This is a genomic window from Pseudoalteromonas sp. S1727 (assembly GCF_005886375.1).
GTDB classification, from domain to species: domain Bacteria; phylum Pseudomonadota; class Gammaproteobacteria; order Enterobacterales; family Alteromonadaceae; genus Pseudoalteromonas; species Pseudoalteromonas haloplanktis.
Map to the genome: position 1 here is coordinate 1 of NZ_PNDT01000392.1, position 292 is coordinate 292.

At 38.7% G+C, this 292-nt stretch carries 1 protein-coding gene; it reads left to right on the forward strand.

The window, feature by feature from the left end:
- Positions 1-292: cell division protein ZapE (zapE, locus tag CWB85_RS22420; RefSeq protein WP_138556036.1), on the forward strand; the 292-nt coding region annotated here is incomplete at both ends.

Here is a 292-nt window from a genome sequence, read left to right on the forward strand (position 1 = left end):
AGAACGCCACCTATAAAAGGTTTGTATTTTTGGGGTGGGGTAGGTCGTGGTAAAACATACTTAGTCGATACCTTTTATGAAGCGCAACCAGCCAACCGAAAGATCCGTGTGCATTTTCATCGCTTTATGCACCGAGTTCATGATGAGTTAAAGAAATTAGATAAAACAGCGAATCCACTTGAAGTTGTTGCGGATATTTTAAAATCCGAAACTGACATTATTTGTTTTGAAGAGTTTTTTGTTCAAGATATAACCGATGCTATGCTACTTCGTGGTTTAAGGGAGGCGTTAT